At 57.5% G+C, this 1526-nt stretch carries 1 protein-coding gene and 1 pseudogene; one reads left to right on the forward strand and one right to left on the reverse strand.

What is annotated here, in order from left to right:
• Nucleotides 1–167, reverse strand: a pseudogene (locus AWB67_RS40415) (IS110 family transposase); the annotation flags it as partial.
• Nucleotides 168–1007: 840 nt separating this feature from the next.
• Between AWB67_RS40415 and AWB67_RS37530 the strand changes: the two are divergent.
• Nucleotides 1008–1475: a lipocalin-like domain-containing protein gene (locus AWB67_RS37530; RefSeq protein ID WP_125474292.1), complete on the forward strand. Its 468-nt coding sequence runs from the start codon at nt 1008–1010 to the stop codon at nt 1473–1475.
• The last annotated feature ends 51 nt before the right edge of the window (nt 1476–1526 follow it).

The following is a 1526-nucleotide window of genomic DNA, read 5'->3' on the forward strand; positions in this document are numbered from 1 at the left end:
CCACCGCAGGCCTCCATTCCGATGAGGCAAGGTTCGCGATTCGCAAAATGCTCGAGGAACGCGGCACGCTTCAGTTGCTTGTTCACAATCTCGCCCGTGCCGGCATCCACCCAGTGAAGCTGGAAGACGTTCTTCGCAATGTCCACCCCGACCGTCGAATACTTCATTTTGGAGCCTCCGGTTAGCCTGTGAAGACCTTAATGATCTTCCATTGGGCACTTTGATGCCGTCGGCCCGTGAGGGTCCGCCTCTTCGGCGTCACCCATTTCGTAGGTGGGGGCGTTCATTCCATTTGACGCGCAGCAGCCAGCGGCGTTCAAATGGTTTTGAAGCACGCAATCGCGACTATTCAACCGGACACGAGAGGAACCCCCATCCGAACATGGTGACAACCGTCCCCGTACCGCGCCCGCCCGGGAATCAGTGACCAAGGTCGTTCATCGTCGCAGGCGACTATGAGACGCATCGAGACAGCACGGGGCAAAAACTCAGATACCGTAGATGAACTAGACGAGCGTTGGTATTTTAACCTCCCAGCGAACCCGTCCGGCCTTATTATCAGCGCGAGGAAGTCACTTCAAGTGATGGTGGTGCGGCAACGACCAGCGGGCTGCCTCCGTACTGCTCGCAAAAATCGCGAATTCGGAATTGGTATGTCCATACTCGCGCATTGCCTGATGCAAGCGCGGCCACCGGTTGCTGTTCGTGCGTCGAAAAATCTGACGGCCGAGTCGACCATCAGCAGAACCGCACCGAAGTGGGCGTCATTTCACTCGGTGGCATAGTGTACAAGTGGCAGACCATCGGGATGTCTCGCCGCGCGCCGGTAAAGCTATCATTTCTGTTACAAACCACTAATATTCTTTCACGCGTTGCTGCACGGACGTGCGGGCGACGGGTGATGCCTTTGAGTGACCTCGCGGCCGGAACAGAAACGATTTCGGCCGTGTTCGGCGCATAGGCTGCCTGTCACGTATTACGATGTACGGAAAGCGCGATGAATCGACGTGGCCCAGTTACAAAGACCTTATTCGCCCTTTATGTGCGCAGGCGCCGCGTTTCCAGCGGGTGCGCAGAACCTGAAACAGCAGGTGGTCGGCACCTGGACCTTGACATCCGGATCGGAGAAGCTCGCCAACGGCAAGACAATCGTTCCCTGGGCGTCCGGCAACCTCATGCTGGATCCCACCGGTCATGTGGCGTTCTTTCTCATGGGCAAGGACCGCCCGAAGACGGTCGCCAATCCGCGCGTGCCCATCGGTCCTGTCCTCGCCTACTACGGAACATATACAGTCGACGAGTCCACCAGCACCCTAATTTATAACGTCGAGTCCAGTACGTCTCCGGCATTCGACGGAGCAGTTCGCAAGCAGAAGGTCGTCTTGAGCGGCGACAAACTGACCACGACCGGGTCCCCCGTCAAGACGTCCGACGGAGAGATCATCCCGATCAACGAATGGAAGCGAGCCAAGTAAAAGGTGTCGGATTCTGCGGACCGCCGGGTGCAACAACGCGCTGGAGAAAAG

This window comes from Caballeronia terrestris (assembly GCF_001544515.1).
GTDB classification, from domain to species: domain Bacteria; phylum Pseudomonadota; class Gammaproteobacteria; order Burkholderiales; family Burkholderiaceae; genus Caballeronia; species Caballeronia terrestris.